The sequence below is a fragment of the Cupriavidus pauculus genome, assembly GCF_008693385.1.
Taxonomy (GTDB): Bacteria; Pseudomonadota; Gammaproteobacteria; order Burkholderiales; family Burkholderiaceae; genus Cupriavidus; species Cupriavidus pauculus_D.
Window position 1 is genome coordinate 1,180,178 of record NZ_CP044065.1, and the last position, 19,761, is coordinate 1,199,938.

Annotated in this window: 12 protein-coding genes, 1 pseudogene and 1 riboswitch; of the genes and pseudogenes, 8 read left to right on the top strand and 5 right to left on the bottom strand. The window is 67.4% G+C overall.

The annotated features are described in order from the left end of the window. Positions 1 to 1,592: 1,592 nt before the first annotated feature. The 4 genes and pseudogenes from FOB72_RS32925 to FOB72_RS05445 form a co-directional block, all read left to right on the top strand. Positions 1,593 to 3,098 (top strand): annotated as a pseudogene (locus FOB72_RS32925) (DNA translocase FtsK); the annotation flags it as partial. A 40-nt stretch (positions 3,099 to 3,138) separates the two neighbouring features. Beyond that, the gene (locus FOB72_RS05435) at positions 3,139 to 4,629 is read left to right on the top strand and encodes a glycine betaine ABC transporter substrate-binding protein (RefSeq protein ID WP_411859825.1); all 1,491 of its coding nucleotides are present in this window, start codon (positions 3,139 to 3,141) and stop codon (positions 4,627 to 4,629) included. Between the two features lie 132 nt (positions 4,630 to 4,761). Beyond that, on the top strand, positions 4,762 to 6,084 hold the full coding sequence (locus FOB72_RS05440; RefSeq protein ID WP_150371600.1) for a cytochrome c: 1,323 nt from the start codon (positions 4,762 to 4,764) through the stop codon (positions 6,082 to 6,084). A gap of 44 nt (positions 6,085 to 6,128) precedes the next feature. After that, the gene (locus FOB72_RS05445; RefSeq protein ID WP_150371601.1) at positions 6,129 to 7,997 is read left to right on the top strand and encodes an NAD(P)-binding protein; all 1,869 of its coding nucleotides are present in this window, start codon (positions 6,129 to 6,131) and stop codon (positions 7,995 to 7,997) included. 4 nt (positions 7,998 to 8,001) lie between these two features. On the opposite strand, the gene FOB72_RS05450 is transcribed toward FOB72_RS05445, so the two are convergent. From FOB72_RS05450 to FOB72_RS05465, 4 genes are all read right to left on the bottom strand, one after another. Beyond that, entirely contained in the window at positions 8,002 to 9,474 is a 1,473-nt protein-coding gene (locus FOB72_RS05450) for a PepSY-associated TM helix domain-containing protein (RefSeq protein WP_150371602.1), read from the bottom strand. A gap of 3 nt (positions 9,475 to 9,477) precedes the next feature. Next, positions 9,478 to 11,646, bottom strand: coding sequence for a TonB-dependent receptor (locus FOB72_RS05455; RefSeq protein WP_191002195.1), 2,169 nt, complete (start codon positions 11,644 to 11,646; stop codon positions 9,478 to 9,480). Between the two features lie 85 nt (positions 11,647 to 11,731). Further along, a riboswitch (cobalamin riboswitch) is annotated at positions 11,732 to 12,000 on the bottom strand. Positions 12,001 to 12,119: 119 nt separating this feature from the next. Further along, positions 12,120 to 12,563 carry a MarR family winged helix-turn-helix transcriptional regulator gene (locus FOB72_RS05460; protein ID WP_150371604.1) on the bottom strand — a complete coding sequence of 148 codons (444 nt, stop codon included), beginning with the start codon at positions 12,561 to 12,563 and terminating at the stop codon, positions 12,120 to 12,122. A gap of 397 nt (positions 12,564 to 12,960) precedes the next feature. Further along, complete coding sequence (locus FOB72_RS05465; RefSeq protein ID WP_191002196.1) at positions 12,961 to 13,503, bottom strand: carboxymuconolactone decarboxylase family protein; 543 nt, start codon at positions 13,501 to 13,503, stop codon at positions 12,961 to 12,963. A gap of 143 nt (positions 13,504 to 13,646) precedes the next feature. Between FOB72_RS05465 and FOB72_RS05470 the strand changes: the two genes are divergently transcribed. From FOB72_RS05470 to FOB72_RS05485, 4 genes are all read left to right on the top strand, one after another. Beyond that, entirely contained in the window at positions 13,647 to 14,621 is a 975-nt protein-coding gene (locus tag FOB72_RS05470; RefSeq protein ID WP_150371606.1) for an AraC family transcriptional regulator, read from the top strand. Positions 14,622 to 14,746: 125 nt separating this feature from the next. Next, entirely contained in the window at positions 14,747 to 15,679 is a 933-nt protein-coding gene (locus FOB72_RS05475; RefSeq protein ID WP_150371607.1) for a Ku protein, read from the top strand. 78 nt (positions 15,680 to 15,757) lie between these two features. Next, positions 15,758 to 16,630, top strand: a complete 873-nt coding sequence (locus tag FOB72_RS05480) for a tetratricopeptide repeat protein (protein WP_150371608.1) — start codon at positions 15,758 to 15,760, stop codon at positions 16,628 to 16,630. 121 nt (positions 16,631 to 16,751) lie between these two features. Continuing rightward, positions 16,752 to 18,368, top strand: coding sequence for an EAL domain-containing protein (locus FOB72_RS05485; protein ID WP_191002197.1), 1,617 nt, complete (start codon positions 16,752 to 16,754; stop codon positions 18,366 to 18,368). 23 nt (positions 18,369 to 18,391) lie between these two features. On the opposite strand, the gene FOB72_RS05490 is transcribed toward FOB72_RS05485, so the two are convergent. Further along, positions 18,392 to 19,750, bottom strand: coding sequence for an Nramp family divalent metal transporter (locus FOB72_RS05490; RefSeq protein WP_150371610.1), 1,359 nt, complete (start codon positions 19,748 to 19,750; stop codon positions 18,392 to 18,394). Between the last annotated feature and the right edge of the window lie 11 nt (positions 19,751 to 19,761).

Here is a 19,761-nt window from a genome sequence, read left to right on the forward strand (position 1 = left end):
GTGCGGTCGAGGCGGTTGTTGCCGAGGTGGGCTTGGTCCAGCCGGGCGCGGTCGGGCCGGTTGTCGCTGAGACAGGCTTGGCCGAGCCGGGTGCGGTTGAGAGGGCTGTAGCCGAGGCAGCATTGGTCGAGCGGAGCGCGGGCGAGGCGGTTGTTGCTGAGGCGGCCTTGGTCCAGCCGGGCGCGGTCGGGCCGGTTGTCGCTGAGACAGGTTTGGCCGAGCCGGGTGCGGTTGAGAGGGCTGTAGCCGAGGCGGCCTTGGCCGAGCGGAGTGCGGGCGAGGCGGTTGTTGCTGAGGCGGGCTTGGTCCAGCCGGGCGCGGTCGGGCCGGTTGTCGCTGAGACAGGTTTGGCCGAGCCGGGTGCGGTTGAGAGGGCTGTAGCCGAGGCGGCCTTGGTCGAGCGGAGTGCGGTCGAGGCGGTTGTTGCCGAGGCGGGCTTGGTCCAGCCGGGCGCGGTTGAGAGGGCTGTAGCCGAGGCGGCCTTGGTCGAGGCGAGTGCGGTCGCGCCGGTTGTTGCTGAAACAGGCTCGGTCGAGCCGGGTGCGGTCGAGCGGGCTGTCGCTGAGGCGGGCTTGGTTCAGCCGGATGCGGTTGAGAGGGCTGTAGCCGAGGCAGCCTTGGTCGAGGCGAGTGAGGTCGCGCCGGTTGTTGCTGAAACAGGCTCGGTCGAGCCGGGTGCGGTTGAGCGGGCTGTCGCCGAGGCGGGCCTGGTCGAGCCCGGTGCGGTTGCGCTGGACGTTGCCGCGCCGCGCGCGGGCCAGTCTGTTGGCGTGGCGCCGACTGCGGTTGGGCTGGCTGTTGCCGGGACGGCTGCGGCCGAGTCTGGTGTGGCGGGTGGCCTTGGCGGCAGGTCGGCTGTGGTGGAGTCCGTCGGCGCTGACGATGGCGCGCCGTTGGATGCCAATGCGCTCGTCGAGGCAGCGGCCGTGGCTGCCAAGCCGCGGATCGTGCTGCCGGCCGTGGTTGGCAAGACCGTGTCGCTGGCGCCGCCGGGGCAGCCCGGCTGGCAGGCTGCCTATCGGCCGCAGCCGTCCGAGCAAGGGCAATCCCAGCCAGGGCTATCCCAGCCGGGGCAATCCCAGCAAGGGCTATCCCAGCAAGGGCTATCCCAGCAAGGGCTATCCCAGCAAGGGCTATCCCAGCAAGGGCTATCCCAGCAGGGGCTGTCCCAGCAGGGGCTATCCCAGCAAGGGCAATCCCAGCAGGGGCTATCCCAGCAGGGGCTATCCCGGCAGGGGCTATCCCAGCAGGGGCTATCCCAGCAGGGGCTATCGCAGCAGGGGCTATCCCAGCAGGGGCTATCCCAGCAGGGGCTATCGCAGCAGGGACTATCCCAACAGGGACTATCCCAACAGGGACTATCCCAGCAGGGACTATCCCAGCAGGGACTATCCCAGCAGGGACTATCCCAGCAGGGACTATCCCAGCAGGGACTATCCCAGCAGGGACTGCGATCCGAGCAGCAAGTGCAAGGCGTGCAAGGGCTGCAAGGGCTGCAAGGGCTGCAAGGGCTGCAAGGCGTGCAAGGCGTGCAAGGCGTGCAAGGCGTGCAAGGGCTGGAAGGGCTGGAAGGGCTGCAATCATCGAGTCCCCCTCCTGCCCCCCGCCCCCCCGTTGACTACCGCCTCCCCGGCGACGGCATCCTCGAACCCGCGAGCGAAGATACGCAGCAAGTCTCCGATGCCGATCTTCAGCAGACCAGCGAGCTCATCGCCCAGCGCCTCTCCGAATTCAAGGTACCCGTGTCCGTCGTGGGCGCCAGCGCCGGCCCCGTCATCACGCGTTTTGAAGTGGACCCCGCCGTCGGCGTCCGCGGCGCCCAGGTCGTCGGCCTCATGAAGGACCTCGCCCGTGCCCTCGGCGTGACTTCGATCCGTGTCGTCGAGACCATCCCCGGCAAGACCTGCATGGGCCTCGAGCTGCCGAACGCCAAACGCCAGATGATCCGCATCTCCGAGATCGTCAACGGCGACGCCTTCCGCGAGCACCCCTCGCATCTCGTGCTCGCGATGGGCAAGGACATCACCGGCAACCCGGTGGTCACCGACCTCGCCCGGGCCCCCCACCTGCTGGTGGCCGGCACCACCGGCTCGGGCAAATCCGTGGCGGTGAACGCCATGATCCTGTCGATGCTGTACAAGGCCACGCCCGAAGACGTGCGCCTGATCATGATCGACCCGAAGATGCTCGAACTGTCGGTCTACGAAGGCATTCCGCATCTGCTCGCCCCCGTGGTCACCGACATGAAGCAGGCCGCCCACGCGCTCAACTGGTGCGTCGGCGAAATGGAAAAGCGCTACCGCCTGATGTCCGCGCTCGGCGTCCGCAACCTCGCCGGCTACAACCAGAAGATCCGCGCCGCGCACGCCGCCGGCCGCAAGGTACCGAATCCGTTCTCGCTGACGCCGGACGCCCCGGAACCGCTATCCACGCTGCCATTGATCGTGGTGGTCATCGACGAACTGGCCGACCTGATGATGGTCGCCGGCAAGAAGATCGAAGAACTGATCGCGCGCCTCGCGCAGAAGGCGCGCGCGGCCGGCATCCACCTGATTCTCGCCACGCAACGCCCATCGGTCGATGTGATCACGGGCCTGATCAAGGCCAACATCCCGACGCGCGTCGCCTTCCAGGTCTCGTCGAAGATCGACTCGCGCACCATCCTCGACCAGATGGGCGCGGAAAGCCTGCTGGGGCAGGGCGACATGCTGTTCCTGCCGCCGGGCACCGGCTATCCCCAACGCGTGCACGGCGCGTTCGTCGCGGACGAGGAAGTGCACCGCGTGGTCGAGCACTGGAAGCAGTTCGGCGAGCCCGATTACGACGAGGCGATCCTCGCGGGCGACACCCCCGAGGGCAGCGCCGCGGATATGTTCGGCGATGGCGGCGGCGATACCGAATCCGATCCGCTCTACGACGAAGCCGTATCGTTCGTCGTGACTTCGCGCCGCGCGTCCATCTCGGCGGTGCAGCGCCAGCTGCGCATCGGCTACAACCGCTCGGCCCGCCTGCTCGAGCAGATGGAGGTGGCGGGACTGGTCTCGCCGATGGGCCGCAACGGCGCGCGCGAGGTCCTCGCGCCAGGCGGGGGAGACTAGGATCGTGCGACGCCTGGCGCTGCTGCTCGTGATTGCCGTGATTGGCCTGACCGTGCGTGGCGCCTGGGCACAGCCCACCGACGCCGGCACGCTACGCGTCGGATCGAAGCGGTTCACGGAGTCCTATATCCTCGGCGAGGTCCTGACGCAGACCGCGCGCACGCAGGGCGAGGCGCGGCACCTGCCGGGCCTCGGCAACACCGCCATCGTGTTCGAGGCGCTCAAGGCCGGCAGCATCGACCTGTATCCCGACTACACGGGCACGCTCGCCAACGAACTGCTGCGATTACCGCCGGGCGCGGATCTCGATGCGATCAACGCCGCGCTGGCGCCCACGGGCCTCGGCGCGGCCATTCTCTTCGGTTTCCAGAACACCTACGCGATCGCGGTCTCGGACAAGACGAACGCCCGCGTGCGCACGCTATCCGACATCGCCCGCGAGCCCGGCCTGCGCCTCGGCCTCTCGCACGAATTCCTCGGCCGCGCCGACGGCTGGCCCGGCCTCGCGCGCCGCTACGATCTGCCGCAAAGGCCGATCGGCCTCGATCACGGCGTCGCGTACGAAGCGCTGGCGCAGGGGCAGGTCGATGCCATCGACATTTACTCGACCGACGCCAAGATCCACAAGTACCACCTGCGCGTGCTCACGGATCCGCTGCATTTCTTTCCGCCGTACGACGCGCTCGTCGTGTACCGGCTAGACGTGCCGCGCCGCTATCCGGCGATGTGGCGCGCGCTCGAAGGGCTGGCCGGCAAGATCCATGTCGACCAGATGATCGACATGAACGCGGCGGCCGAGATCGAGGGCGAATCGTTTGCCGCGGTGGCGCGCGAATTTCTCGCGAGCCGCATCGGCAATACGCTCGCCACGCCGGCCCCGCGCGCCGGCGACATGCGCGGCGACCTCGCGCGCACGCTGTTCGGCGCCGACACGTGGCGGCTGACGCAGCGCCATCTGGCGCTCGTGTTCGGCGCCGTGGGCGCGGCCATCGCCATCGGCGTACCGCTGGGCATCGTGGCCGACCGCCGGCGCCATATCGGCAAGGGCGTGCTGGCGCTCGTCAGCGTGCTGCAGACCATTCCCTCGCTGGCGCTGCTTGCGATATTGATTCCGCTGCTGGGCCGCATCGGCGTCTGGCCCGCCATGGTCGCGCTGTTCCTCTACGCGCTGCTGCCGATCGTGCGCAATACCTGCACGGGCCTCGAGCAGGTATCGCCGGGCATGCGCGCGGCCGCCAGCGCGCTGGGCTTTCGCCCGTTGCAGACGCTGCGGTATGTGGAGCTGCCACTGGCGATGCCCGTCATTCTCGCGGGTGTGAAGACCGCCGCGGTCATCAGCGTGGGCACCGCGACCATCGCGGCCTTCGTTGGCGCGGGCGGTTACGGCGAACGCATCGCCACGGGGCTCGCGCTCAACGACCACGTGCAGCTGCTGGCCGGCGCCATTCCGGCGGCGGTCATGGCGCTCGTCATCGAATGGGGATTCAGCGTGGTCGAGTATCGACGGCTGCGGCGAATGGTGCGTCGATAGCCGCGCATCATGGTGGCGAAATTCCTCGTCCCGGGATAAGCTCGCGAACTATGCGCGATCGAAGTGCGATAAAGGCGCGATAAAAGCAATACCGAGACGTTATCCGCAGGTTGGCTACATATTCGTCCATACATGATCCATACAACGCTCTTGGGCGCTGCCGCCCGATGGCTGTTCTCCACCATCCTCGCCCTGCTGATCGTGCTCGCCTTTGCCGAACTGGCGCGGGCTGCCACGCCCGCCGACCAGATCGAACGCGGCCGGTATCTCGCGCGGATCGCCAATTGCGCGGCGTGCCATACCGGTAACGGTGGCGCACCGCTGGCCGGTGGTTTGCCGCTGCGCACGGGGGCGGGCACCGTCTATTCCACGAACATCACGCCGGACGCCGAGACCGGCATCGGTCGATATTCGCTGCAGGAGTTCGACCGCGCCGTGCGGCATGGTGTCGCGCGTGACGGCAAGCGGCTGTACCCGGCCATGCCCTACACGTCGTACGCGCGCATGACGCAGGACGATGTGGCCGCGCTGTATGCGTACCTGCGCGCGGAGGTCAAGCCGGTGCGACAGGCCGATACGCCTGCGCAGATGCGCTTTCCGTATAGCCAGCGGTGGCTGATGGTCGTATGGAACTGGCTGTATCTCGACGACAAGCCCGTGCGCGAGGATGCTGCGAAGGGCGTGGCATGGAATCGCGGCGCGTATCTCGTGCGCGCGGTGGCCCATTGCAGCGCGTGCCACACGCCGCGCGGCATGCTCTATGGCGAGAAGGGCGACGACGAGCGCAGCCGGCATTTTCTGTCGGGCGCGATCGTCGAGGGCTGGTCCGCCACGAACCTGACCGGGGACCAGCTGACCGGACTCGGCGCATGGTCGAAGGCCGAGCTGGCCGAGTATCTGCGAACCGGCCGCAATGCGCACGCCACGTCGTTCGGGCCGATGTCGACGGTCATCGCGACCTCCACGCAGTACATGGCCGATGCCGATCTCGATGCGGTGGCCACCTACCTCAAGTCGCTGCCCGGCGTGCGCGGCGAGAAGACGCCGTTCCGCTATGACCCCGCGGTGGCTGCCGAACTGGAACAGGGGCGCTTCGACCGGACCGGCGCGCGGCAGTATGCGCAGTTCTGCATGCCTTGCCATGGCGCGGGCGGCAAGGGCTTTGCGCGGGTGTTTCCGCCCCTGGCCGGCAATCCGACCGTGGTAGATCCCGATCCGTCTTCGCTGGTGAACCTGTTGCTCGATGGCGCGGTGACCGCGCGCGTCAGCACGGCGCCGACCGACTATCACATGCCTGGCTATGGCTGGACCATGGATGACCAGGAACTGGCCAATGTGCTGACCTTTATCCGCGGCAGCTGGGGCAATGCCGCCGCGCCGGTGCCGGAGGCCGCGGTGGCGGCGCGACGGTCCGCGATGGGGATGCGGGCGGCCACGGCGGCGCACGCGCGATAACCACACCGAGAGACACACCGCGACAACGAGAGACACACCGCGTCATGACCATCACCCGCAGGGATTTTCTCAATGGCACCGCGCTGACGATCGCGGCCGGCCTCGCGCCGTCCGCGCTGCTGCGCGCGGCCGAAGCCGGCGCGGCCCAGGCGTCGTATCCGCCGGCGCTGACCGGCCTGCGCGGCAATCATGCGGGCACGTTCACGCTCGCCCATAGCCTCGCGCGCGAAGGCGCGACCTATCCCACCGTGCTGGCGCAGGAAGCGTATGACCTCGTGGTCGTGGGCGGCGGGCTCAGCGGGCTCGCGGCGGCCTGGTTCTATCGCCGCAAGTTCGGCCCGAAGGCGCGCATCCTGATTCTCGACAATCACGACGATTTCGGCGGCCATGCCAAGCGAAACGAATTCACGGTGCGCGGACGCAAGCTCGTGACGTATGGCGGCAGCGCCGACATGCCGGCGAGCGCGGCGGGCAATGCCGCGGTGCGCGCGCTGCTGGCCGGGGTCGGGCTCGATGCCGCGCGCGCGCCGGCGCAGCCGCAAACGCCGTTCGGTGCGCTCGGCATGGGCCGCGCGGTGTATTTCGATGCCGACCATTTCGGGCAGGACCGCCTTGTCGCGGGCGATCCGTTTGCGGACCTGATCGGCGCGCGTGCGGGTGGAGGGCAGCCGCCCATGCCCGATGCATGGCAGAAGCATCTGGATGCCGCCCCGTTGAGCGCGCAGGATCGCGCCGCGTTGCGCAGGCTGGCGGACGGCGGTGTCGATTATCTGCCCGGTATGGCAGCCGGCGACCGTACGGCCTATCTCGCGCAAACGCGGTATGCGACGTTCCTGCGCGAACGGGCGGGCCTCGGTCTTGGCGGCCTGCGTTTTCTGCGCAGCCGCAGCAACGATGCCTATGCGCTCGACGCCGACGGTATCTCGGTTGGCGAGGCGATTTCGATCGGTCTGCCGGCCGGGGCCGGCATGCCCGCGCCGGCGCTGGACCCGCGTCTTGGCAAGTCGCCGGCGTCGCGGCTGTGGTTTCCCGACGGCAATGCGTCGCTCGCGCGGCTGCTCGTGCGCGATCTCGTGCCCGGCGTGGCGTCTGCTGGCAAGGCCGAGGACATCGGACGCGCGGCGTTCGACTATGGCCGCCTCGATCGCGAGGGCAACGCGGTGCGCGTGCGGCTGGAGGCCACGGCGATCGCCGTGGAGCCCGATACGCGCATCACACGGGTCACCTATGGCTGGCGCGGCAATCTGCATCGCGTGGAAGCGCAGCATGTGGTGCTCGCGGGCTACAACATGATGATTCCATTCATCCTGCCGACACTGCCGGCGGCGCAGAAGGATGCGTTGCGCGCGGAGGTCAAGGCGCCGTTGATCTATACGAAGGTGGCGCTCGACCACTGGCGTGCGTTTGCCGCGCTCAAGGCGTGGCGGATTCATGCGCCGGCGATGGCGTACACGGACCTGTGGCTGGAACCGCCGGTGGCTGCCAGCGCGTCGGCGGTCGCGACGCCCGACGATCCGGCGGTGCTGCATATGCTCTATGTGCCGACCGTGCCCGACAGCGGCATGAGCGCGCGCGAGCGGTTCCGCGCGGGCCGCGCGTTGCTGCTCGGCACGCCATACGACGAACTCGAGCGCGGCATCCGCGCGCAACTCGACCGCATGCTCGGCGCGGGCGGCTTTGCGTCGCGCGATGTGGTGCGGGGGATCACGGTCAATCGGTGGGCACATGGCTACAGCTATATGCCGGGCGCGCTGTCGCCCGACGATGCCGCGCTGCAGACCGCGTTGGCGCAGGCGGGCAAGGGCATCGGCAACGTGCGGATTGCCAATAGCGACAGCGCGGGGAGCCCATCGCTGACCGCGGCCGCGGAGCAGGGGTGGCGCGCGGTAGACGGCCTGGTCCCGGTCGGCTGACGGCTCAGGCGATCTTCCGCTTCAGCCGTCGGTAGCCGACCACGATGCCGCTGACCGACATCGCCGCGCCGATCAGCGACAAGCTCCACATCACCACGTCCCACGCGGGCCGGTAGCGCAATAGCGCATTGAAATCCCAGCTGTGCGCCGCATGAAACAGCCATCGGTAGAGCCGCCGGTTGTCGTCCGAGCGGCCGGCCACGAGGCCCGTGGACGGGTCGATATAGGCCCATGTGCGCGCCGCATCGTGGAACCGTACGCGCAGTACCGGCAGCGCGCGCGGCGCGTGGTGGCGGTACCAGTACAGATCGTCCTCGTGCTGGAGCGTGCCGTCCACGACGTGAGCGTCGGGCACCAGCATTGCCGCCGCGCGTACCAGTTCGCCCAGCGGCCACGTCACGGGCGCGCCCGTGGTCGCGTCCAGCGTATGCGTGCGGCCAAGGCTGTCGCCGGCCAGTACCTGCGCACGTCCGGCGACCCATATCATACGGAGCTCGCGCGCATCGGGCACGCGGGCCGCGATCTCGCGCCATGCGGGTTCCGGAAAGCTCGCCGCGCCATGGCCCGCATAGCGCTGCTGCGCGGCCTCGTCGAACGCCCGCGCGTTGAACCACTGGTTCGGATTGACCGACAGCCAGCCGCTCACGAGCCAGAACACGAGGAACAGCGCACCGGCCAGTCCGGCCACGTGGTGCCACGCCATCCATCCGTGATAGGGCGACACGCCGCCCACGCTCCCATGCGCAAAGCGGCGCCGCACGCGCAGCCGCAGAATGCCGATCCAGATTCCCGTCAGCGCTACCACCACGCACGGCCCCGAGGTCCACAGCACGACCTGCCGCCACAGCGGCGGATCCTTGCGGATGGGCGTGAAGTACAGCCAATGCGGCACGGACCCGAGCCAGTTCCAGAAGCGCTCGGGGCGATGCGTATCGCGCATGACCTCGCCGGTCCGCGCGGAAACATAGAGTTCGGTACCGAGGCCATCGTCGATGGCGATGCGATGCAGCGGCCGCCATGCGTTGAGGCCGTTCGGCACGGTCCACTGGTCGCGCTCGGCGGTCTCTATCCACCGCGACGAAGCATCGGGCGCATCGGCAAATCGCGCCGCGATCGCGCGCGCGGTTTCCGCATCGACGCGCTCGATCCGCGTGCCATCCGTCGCGTCGACCGTATGCGGCCGCCCCTGGCGGTCCACGATGCGATAGACCGCGCGGTCGCCAGCCATCTCGAGGCGCAGGCTGCGGGGAAACGTGCCGATGCCGGCCGTCTGCAATGCGGCGTTCGGCGTAACGGAGGGCGGCGCGGCCATGCCGAGCGGCGGCAACCCGGCCATGCGTTCACCGTCCGTCAGCGACGGAAACGCGACGTACATCATGACGACGCCCGACACGAACCACATCGCGATCAGCACGCAGCCGGCAATGCCCATCCACCGATGGATCAGATAGAGCCAGCGGCGCAAGGTATGCCACATGCGTCAGAAGTAGAAGTTGGCCGACAACTCCGCCGAGCGCGGCCGGCCAAGCAGCCATTGCTGGCCCCCGTTGGCCACCGCCTCGGCATAGTCGCGATTGAACAGGTTGTACACGCGCAGCGAGAGCGCGGCCTGCTTCGTCACGCGCCACGACAGCACCGAATCCACGACGGTATAGCTCGGCACGCGCACCGTGTTCGCGTTGTCCGCATACCGCCCGCCGACATAACGCAACCCCGCGCCAAACTGCCACTGCGGCAGAAACGCCCACGTCAGCCACGCATTGGCCGCCTGCTGGGGGACGCTCGTGGGTACATTGCCCGCGCGCGAGACCAGCCGGCCGCCGACCGATTCGTTGAAGTCCTCGTACCGCGCGCGCAGCACCGTGCCGTTGACGTCGAGCCGCAGTCCACGCACCACCTCGATGCTCGCCGACGCTTCCAGCCCGCGCGACGACTGCTCGCCGACCTGCTGCACGATCGTGGGGTTCAGCGGATCGCGCGAGAGCAGGTCGTTCTTGCGGATCTCGTACGCCGCGAACGTCCATTCGCCGCGCTTGTTCCAGAACGACTGCTTGACGCCCACCTCGGCCTGCCTGCCCGTGGCGAGATTGAAATTGCGCTGCGCATCGGACGTGGTGACCAGCGCGCCGAGCGGATCGGTTGCCGTCGCGTACTGCGCGTACACGGCAAGATCCGGCGTGAACTGGTACACCGTGCCCGCGCGCCATGTGGTGTTGGCGAAGGTCTTGTCCCAGCCCGTGCCGGCGATCAGATCGTTACGCGTGAAGTCGGCATGGTCGAAGCGCACGCCGCCGATGATCGACCATTGCTTCGTCAGCGCAATGCGATGCTCGCCGAACAGCGCGTACTGCGTGGTGTGCGTGCGGTAACGCGGCGTGGTGAACACGCCCGGCGGGCTGAAGAATATGCCGGGGTTGAAGTTGTACGCATCGACGACCGACGACCCGCCATACGGCGAGTTGTTCGTGTGCGTGAAGTTGATGCGGTTGACGTCGAAGCCGACCGTCGTCGTATTGTCGAGACCGAACAGCCGGCTCTTTATGGTCAGGTCCGCGCGGTCGCCCACCTGTTCCTGGTCGTGCAGGATCTCGAGGTAGTCGGTGCGGCGCACCTGTCCCGTCGCGGGCAGATAGGTGTAGGTCTCGCTGTCGCGCCAGTGACGCTGGCTCGTCAGGTAGTAGAACTGGTTGCGCACCGTGACACGCTCGTTGGGCGTCCATTCGGCGGCCAGCCGCGTCCAGCGGTCGCGGTACGTGATATCGGCATCGGCGACGTTGTAGTTCTTCTTGCGCAGCGAGCGATCGAGGCTGCCATTGACGAGCGGCGTACCGAGGTACTCCATCGGATGCTGGCTGCCATCGTCGTACGAGAGCGTCAGGTTGAAATCGCGCGAGACGTCCAGGCGGACAGCCGCGGAGACCATGAGGTTGCGCGAGTCGCCGCGATCGACCCAGCCGGCCGAGCGGTTATACGCGGTGGCAAAGCGGTAGGACAGGTTCTCGTTGACCGTGCCGCCGCTGTCGAAGGCCACGCGCGCGGTCTTCTGCGAGCCGCCGGTAATCTGGAGCTCGTTCTGGATGGGACCCGAGAACGGCTTCTTGGGTACGACGTTGATCACGCCGCCGATCGCGCCTTCGCCGTACATCACGGAGGCCGGGCCGCGCAGGATCTCGATACGCTCGGCCGACCAGGTGTCGAACGGGAACGTGACCGTGCCCGCGCCCACATAGAGCCGTGTGCCGTCGTAGAGCTGCATGACCGAGCCCTGGCCGGCAAAGCCGCGCGCGGCGAGGGCGGTGCCGCCGTTGCCCGGCGCCGGGTTGGCCGTAATGCCGGTGGCGCGCGTCACGGCCTCGCGCACGGTCTGGTCGCCGCGCTCGCGAATGGTTTCGCCGGACAGTACTTCGACGCTGGCGGGCGTTTCCATCGGTGTGAGGCCCAGGCGGCTGCCGGTGGTTTCCGGCGTCGTCAGCGCCAGGCCGGGATAGGCGGACTCGCTGACCACGACCGGGGGCAACGCCGCATCCTGCGCCGCGGCGTTCTGCGGAAGCTGCAGCGCGGCAATGACGCCCAGCGACAGCGTGGAGACGGCGAGCCCGCGTGGCTGCGCGGCGAATGGGTACCTGCGGGGATCCCGGCAGATGGGCATGGCCGCGCGCGGGCGGCCTATTGCCTGAACGGCGTGAATGGCGTGGCGTTTCATCGAATGCCGGGCGACCCCGCCCGTGCTGTCTGGAACGATGATGACCACAGGCCGGTATCCGGGCTTGCAGGCTGGGTCCCATGTGGGTCCCGGGATAATCGCCGCCTTCCCGCGCGGTGATTTGCCGTACAGTGACTGCCGTCCGCGATCGACGCGGCCAGCGTGGCGATATCCTGATCCTGCTTACCGTTGCGGGGGCAGCACAGGCATTACCGTTTGGCCTGAGGGCAAAGACGGTTCACCTGTTTCCCGTTTAACCCATGCAAAAACGGCATGGGCACCTGCAATCGCTGATCGCGTGCGGTGCATTAGCGCGCGATTGGCGCGCATTGTACTGGGATGCAGACGTTTTGCGTGGGAATTGTTGAGGCGCCGCGCCGTGGGGGCAAAAGAGCAGGCGGGCGCCGGGTCCTACGAGGTCATTGATGCCGCGTCGCGAATTTCTGCAGCAGGCGCCCGAATTCCGCGAATTCGGTATCGGAGAACGCCTTTAACCGTTCATTGAGCACTTCCGGCGCAATCTCGGGAATCTGCTCGGCCACGGCTCTTCCCTTGTCGGTCAGTTCCAGATTGACCACACGGCGATCGTCGATACTGCGGCTGCGGGCGAGGAGACCTTTCTCTTCGAGCTTGTCCAGCATCCGCGTCATCAGGCCGCTGTCGATGCCGATCATCTTGCTGATTTCGAACGGGGTGGAGGCGGCCCCCCGCATCAGCGTCATGAGAATGCCCATTTGCTGGCCATTGATGTCGAGCGGACGCAATGCGCAGTCCATTTCCATCAGCAGGCAATTTCGGGCCTTGTTTAAGTGAAAGCCAATGCTCTGTGTGAGCAGAAAGTTATCCCTGTTGTAGTGTTTCACGGCGTCATCCCCTGAGGTCAAAGGCGGATTTTCTTCTGATCGACCTCGAATTGATGAACCGGGCCGCTATATCAGATTGTGACCAAACGGTTTGGACGGCGGACCGCCAGACGTTGTCACGCTTGACGATGGCATCCGCGACAGCATCGTCACGACTATTTTGATCGTGACTTTAAGAAAAGTGAATTAAATTTTATTGTGATACGTATTAGATACAATTTAACTGGCGATTTTGTTGACTTAAGTGCATTCCCCCCGAATGGGTGAATAATCGAAATTTAATGTTTGGACATAATGAGAATATCTTATCTGTGCCGTTTGCCAGATGATTCGGGAAAACCCGCGCCCGCCATTCCGGGGTACGAAATATGCGGGGCGCGGGTCGCTCACACCTGGATCAAATCGCCGGCGCGGCCGGGAAGTCCAGCGTGGTGTCGTTGACGCGATTGATCATATTCGTGAACAGGATCGCGCTGATGGCCTGAATCGCTTCCACAATCTGGCGGTCATCGTAACCGGCCGCCTTGACGCGCTCGACCGTTGCCGCCGGCACCGTGCCACGCGTGCTGACGATTTCCACCGCGAAATGCACCAATGCGTCGATCCTGGCGTCGTCCGGGAAGCTGCCCCGGCGCAGTTGCTGGGTCTGCTCGACCGTATAGCCGGACATCTTGCCGGTCAGCGTATGGGCGGCCAGGCAATAATCACATTCGCTGACTTCGCTGACGGACAGGTTGATGGCCTCGAGTTCACGGGCGGACAGCGTGCCTTGCTTGAGCACCTGGCCGGTGCCCAGCGCATTGGCCAGTACGGCGGGAGCATTGGTGCCGATGGTGGCATAGGCGTTCGGCACCTTGCCGACGGCCTTCTTGATGGCGGTGAACAGTTCGGCGGTCTGGCCGGTGGCTTCGGTAACGGCGATCGTTTGAAGACGGGACATGATGAATTCTCCTGGTTGCGTTGGGTTGCGCGCTTGGTTGGTGTGCGGCGCTTCCTTGGACTCAATAGTAGGCCCCCAGTCGAAGCGAATGAGTTAGAATCGGCGCAACTTTTTGCTCGATCGTCTCACCGACGCCTTGTCTCATGGATTCGCTCAGCGACTTCGTTCGTTTGTTGTCCCCATCCGGCACGGTCGATCTGCAGTGCCGCGTGGCCGGTGCCTGGTCCGCGCACAACGAGCAGGCGGCGCCGGGGCACGTGCCTTATCACGTGATTCTCGATGGCAATGCCGAACTCGCGGTGGGCCGGCAGGTCGTGCGGCTCGTGGCCGGCGACGTATTGCTGTTTCCGCACGGCGCCGCGCATACGTTGCGCGCGATGCACCGTGGCGCGCGGCAGGCGCCGACGCTGAGCTTCAATGGAGTGGTGACGGAGGTTCTGGTAGAGGGCGCCGCGGAACCGCTCAACATCCTGTGCGGCACGTTTATCCTCAGTCCGTCGTCCACGCTGCTGCTGCGCACGTTGCCCGAGTACCTGCATGTGCCGACCGCGTCGGCCAATGGAGGCAATGGGGGTGCCAGTGCGGGTGCCAATGCGGGGGATAGTGGCTGGCTCCGCGGGCTGATCGGCATGATGCATGCCGAAGCCAGCATGCCGCGCCCCGGCAGCGCCGCGATCGTGGCCGATCTCTCGACGGCGCTGTTCACGGTACTCATGCGCACGATCATGTCGCGCGGTAGCGTGGCCCACACGCTGTTTGCGCTGCTGGCCGATGCGCGGCTCGCGCCCGCCATCGAGGCGATCGTGCGCGCGCCGGAGCAGGCGTGGACGCTCGAGGGTATCGCCGCCGTCTGCAATATGTCGCGTGCCACGCTCGCGCGCCATTTCACGCAGGTGGGGGGCGTGACCCCGCTCGAACTCGTGACGACGCTGCGCATGGACCGCGCGGCGCGGCTGTTGCGCGAGGGCAACCTGTCGGCGGCCGCGGTCGCGGAGCAGTGCGGCTATGCCTCGCAGGCCGCGTTCGGCAGGCTGTTCGCGCAGCACTTCGGGGTGGCGCCGGGCGCGTTCCGGCGTGCCGAACGCGATCGCCGCGCGGTGGCGGCAGCGGGGGGCTGAACGCAGGCAGGCGGTGCCGGCGGCACTTGCCTTGTCAGCGTACGTCCGCTGGCGGGCTCGCGTGGCGCGGACTAACCTTCAGGAACATGTCGTTTCGTGGTCTTGCGTCATTGGAGGAGATACCCATGGCGGCCCGTTCCATTGCATCGCTGTCCATCAGCTTCGGTCTCGTGTCGATTCCGGTGAAGGTCTATTCGGCCACGGAAAGCAAGTCGGCCATCGGCTTCAATCTGCTGCACAAGGGCTGCGGCTCGCGGCTGCGGCAGCAGTACATCTGCCTGAAGGAAGGCGTGGTCGTCGACCGCGCGGACATGGTCAAGGGGTACGAGTTCGAGAAAGACCGCTATGTCACGTTTACGCCCGAGGAGCTCGACGCGCTCGAAGAGGCGGCCCAGCAGACCATCGACATCGTCGCATTCATGCCGATCGATGCGATCGACCCGATCTACTTCGACAAGGCCTACTACCTCGGCCCCGACAAGCGCGGCGCCAAACCGTACAACCTGCTGGCGGAGGCCATGCGCGAGAGCGGCACCTGCGCACTGGCCAAGTGGTCGTGGAAGGGCAAGCAGTACATGGTGCAGATTCGCGTGGGCGAGGACGGCCTGATCCTGCAGCAGTTGCTCTATGCGGACGAGGTGCGGTCCATGGCGGACCTGCATGTCGAGCGCACCGATGTGCAACCCGCCGAGCTCGCGCTCGCGCAGCAGCTGATCGAACAGAACTCGGTCGAGGGCTACGATGCGTCGGCCTATGTCGACGAGGAGAAGCAGCGCATCCTGGAACAGATCGACAAGAAGATCGCGGGCAAGAAGATTACCGTGGCGGCCGAGGCGCCTCCCGCGGCCGGTGGCGAGGTGATCGACCTGATGGAGGCGCTGCGCAAGAGTATCGGCGCCAACAAGCGGCAGCCCGCGGCGAGTCTGGGCGGCAAGGCGGCGGGCGGCAAGGCGGAGAAGGGCGATGCCGCGGAGAAGACCGCGGCGCCGCGCAAGACCGCGAAGCGCGCGGTGGCGCCGGCACCGGCGGCCGCGCCGAAGCGCGCCGCGCGCAAGTAGGCGAACGTCGAATGCCCACGCCAACGCGCCCACGCACCAACGCGCAAACGCCAACGATGAGGGAGAACTGACCCGGCAATGGATGCCTACACGATGCGCGACGTCCAGGCGCTGCTCGGCATTTCGCGCACGGTCGTCACGGCGTTGATCGCGGCTGGCGTGGTGGCCCCGCGGCGCGGGCCGCGGCGCGAGTATCGCTTTACGTTCCAGGACGTGGTGCTGTTGCGCACCGCGCAGTCGCTGCGCGCGTCGCATGTGCCCACGCGCCATATCACGCGTTCGCTGCGCCGCCTGCAGGAGTTCGGGCAGCAGGGGCGTCCGCCAACGGGCCTGCGCGTGGCGGCCGCGGGGCGGGACGTGACCGTGCGCGACCGGCAGGGCCAGTGGCAGGTGGACACCGGGCAGTTTGTGCTCGACTTCGATGCGCGGCAGGAGCGGGCGGCGGCGGGCGAGGGCAAGGTGCTGGTGATGCAGCGCTCGGCCGGGCCGGGCGCCTGCGCACCGACGGACGCAGTGGATCTCGAGGGCGCGGACGGGCTCGACGCCGCGACCGAATTCGCACGTGGCGTCGATCTCGAGGCCCACGCGCCCGATGCGGCGCGCGTGGCGTATGCCCGCGCGATCGCCGCGGATCCGGCGTTCCTCGACGCCTACCTCAACCTCGGTTGCCTGCTCTGCGACGGCGGCTGCTTCGAAGAAGCAATCCTGCTCTATCGCGCCGCGCTGCAGCGGCTGCCCGATCATCCCGTGCTGCACTTCAACCTCGGCGTGGCCCTCGAGGACGCCGGCGCGCAGCGCGAGGCACTTGCGAGCTATCACGCCTGCATCGACCTCGCGCCGGACTTTGCCGATGCCCATTACAACGCGGCTCGCCTGCATGAGGCGCTAGGCGATCCCCACCGCGCGATTCGCCACTACAACCAGTACCGCAAGCTCGAACCTACCGCGTGATATGACGCGTTTCGCGCATATTTGCCAATTTGTTGCGTTGTAGGACGCCAGCGGACATCGGAGGCGCGCCCGCATGCCCACAATCGACTCGGGGGCGAGCAGACTTGGAGGGAGGGGGCGATTGTTGTTCAGGACATGGAGGGACTTCATCGGCGGCGGGTGGACGCCTTCGCCCGCCACGCTGCTGCTGTGGCTCGCGGTTTGCACGGTCTCGACGTCGGTGGCGCTGTGGATTGGCGCGCGCTACACGGACGACGTGATCGCCAGCCGTGAACGCGCGATCGCGTCCGATGTGGTGGGGGCCATCGCACGGATGATGGCGTCGGTGGAAACGCACGGAAGATCCCGGCTCGATACGCTGATCGGGCGGTCGTGCCCGGCCATCAGCGATGCCCTGAACGAGCGCCAGAGCTATATCCCCTATGTGCGCTCGGCCGCGACCGTTACCGATGGCGTGGCCTACTGTTCTTCCACGCGCGGCAGCATTCGCGTGCCGTTGAGCTGGTACTTCGGCAAGAACTTCGAGAAGGGCGGCAGCGCGGCAGGCGGGCGCCGCATCGCGCTCGTGGGTCACACGCCGTTTCGCGAGTCCGCGCCGACGCTCGTGCTGTTCGAGCCCTCGGCCGCGCAGGACGCGCGCCGCGGCATGCTGTATCTGGTCGATGGCGTCTACGTGGTGGACGCGCTCGCGCATGGGCAGGGCTTCGGCGCCGGCGTCGTTGCGGTCACCGTGGGCGGCGCGTCGATCTATCAGGATGGCACGTTTCGCGACGCGCCCGGTCCGCTCGGTTCCATCACGCGCGTGACGTCGCCGCAGTATCCGCTGACCGTCGCCGTAGTGGCGGCGCCCGAGTTCGTGGCCACCACTTCGCGCAAGTACGCGCTGATGTTCGGCGCGATCGGCCTGCTGGCCGGATTGCTCCTCGTGACGATGTTCCTGATGGTGGCCGCGCCGCGCCGGCTGCTGTTGCAGGCCGTGAGGCAGGGGCTGCGGCGCGACCAGTTCTTCGTGGTCTACCAGCCCATCGTCGCCGTGCGCACGCGCGAGCGCGTGGGCGTGGAGGCGCTGCTGCGCTGGCGGCATCCGCGCTGGGGCATGATCCCGCCGGGGTCGTATATCGAGACCGTGGAATCGACGCCGCTGATCGCCGACATCACGCGCTTCGTCATGCGGCGCGTGGTCGAGGATGTGGAGCGCTACCGGCCCGCCATGCCGATGCATATCGCGGTCAACCTGCCGCCGCTCAACCTGCGGCGCCGCGGTTTCGAGGCCGAAGCCGTCGCGTTGCAGGCGCGCATGCCGGACGGCGCCGCGCTCGTGCTCGAGATTACCGAGCGGCACCTGCTGGCCGATCGCGGCCAGGCCATGGAGGCATTCGAGCGCCTGCGGCGCGCGGGTATCCGGCTATCGGTCGACGACTTCGGCACGCGCAACAGCAACCTCGACCTCATTCGCAGCTTTCCGTTCGATTACCTGAAGATCGACAGCCAGTTCACGCAGTCGGTGGACGCCGATGCCAAGGCGCTGCTCGCGAGCATCGTGGCGATGGCCCATCATTTCCGGCTCGTGGTGGTGGCGGAGGGCATCGAGACCGAGGCCCAGCATGCGCTGCTTGCCGAGATCGGCGTCGATTGCGCGCAGGGTTACCTGTATCAGCGTCCGGCCAGCGCCGAGGTTGTGCTCGGCGCGGACGGCGAGGAGGCTTCGGCGCCCGAGGAGATGGCCGAAATTCGCTGATCCGGGGCTCGACGTCCCGAGGTTCAGGCCATAGCGCTTTGCGCGAGCAACACGACGTTGAGCAGCACGATGGCCCCGGCGGCAGACCACGCGGCGGCCAATGCGACACCCCGCACGCGCCACTCGCCCATCAGTTCGCGGCTGGCACCGAACGTCACGAGCGGAATCACCGCAAGCGGCAGCGAGAGGCTCAACACGACCTGGCTCGCCACGAGCAGTTCCGCCGAGCCATGCTCGCCGAACACCCCCACCGCCGCGAGTGCCGGCACGATGGCCACGGCGCGCGTGAGCAGGGCACGGCGCAGGCGCGACATGCGCAGGTTCAGAAAGCCTTCCATCACGGCCTGGCCGGCCAGCGTGCCCGTCACCGTCGAATTCAACCCGCAGGCCAGCAGGGCCACGGCGAACAGCAGGCTCGCGAGGTCCGAGTGGAGCAGCGGATCGAGCAGGCGGTGCGCGTCGGCCAGATCGCTGACCTGGGTCATGCCGTTGGCATGGAACACCGCGGCGGCGACGATCAGCAGCGCCGCATTGATCAGGAACGCGAAGCCGAGCGAGCCGAACGTGTCGAGGTTCACGCCGCGCAGCACTTCGAGCATTTCCGTCTTCCGGATGGCGCTGTACTCGGCGCGCATCTCGGTCGTGAGCCCGGGCGACGCATCGCCGGGTTCGGCGGCTGGCGCAAAGCGGCGCACGAGCGCGGAGTGCAGATAGAGGTTGTGCGGCATCACGGTCGCGCCGACGATGCCGGCGGCAAGCCAGAGCATGCCGGCATTGCGCACGAGTTCGGTCGAGGGCTTGAGCCCGCCGATGACATCGCGCCATTCGGGCTGGGCAAGGGCAAGCTGCGCGACGAAGCAGAGCGCGACGATCAGGATCAGCGCGGCCACGAGGCCTTCGAGCGTGCGCCGGCCTTCGCGCTGCACGGCCATGATCGCCACGGTAGCCACGGCGGCCATGAGCACGCCGACCCAGAGATTGACGCCAAGCAGCAGTTGCAGGGCCACGGCACTGCCGACGATCTCGGCGACGTCACAGGCGATGATCGCGATCTCGCTCGCGATCCACAGCACGATGCTGGTCCGGCGCGAAAAGCGTTCGCGGCTCAGTTGCGCGAGGTCGCGGCCGGTGACCACGCCGATGCGCGCGGCGATCCATTGCAGCAGCATCGCCACGATGCTCGAGGCGGCAATGACAAAGAGAAGCTGGTAGCCGTAGCTGGCGCCGCCGGCAATGGCCGTGGCCCAGTTGCCCGGATCCATGTAGCCGACGGCCACCAGTGCGCCCGCGCCCAGAAAGGCAAGCCGCGAACGCGGTTGCCCGATACGAAGCTGCGCGGGCTGGCGTGGCGGCATGGTGGCGGTGTCGAGGGGCGGCGGCATGTGCGGATCCG